At 63.5% G+C, this 230-nt stretch carries 1 pseudogene; it reads right to left on the bottom strand.

Going from position 1 to position 230, the window contains the following annotated elements:
* Window positions 1–230 (bottom strand): annotated as a pseudogene (locus tag SB658_RS28155) (hypothetical protein); the annotation flags it as partial.

Raw genomic sequence — 230 nt, 5'->3', positions numbered from 1 at the left:
TGCGCGTCGACGTCGGCCTGGAACGACACGAACAGAAGACCGGAGTTGGAGATCGCATCGTCTACTTGCCGATCGTCGTAGTTGTACGCGCGCCGAAAGATGCGCTCCTCCTCGCGCTCGGATCGCGCACGCACGATATGCGAAACCTCGGGGATCACCGGAAAACCGGCGCGAGACGTTGCCGCAAAGTCCGGTTCGTCGAACTCCGCCGCGTCTCCGACGGGCGAGCT

The organism is Bacillus sp. SIMBA_008, from assembly GCF_046535495.1.
Lineage (GTDB): Bacteria > Bacillota > Bacilli > Bacillales > Bacillaceae > Bacillus > Bacillus subtilis.
Note: the sequence above shows the minus strand (reverse complement) of the source record. Positions and strands in the feature narration are given on the sequence as shown.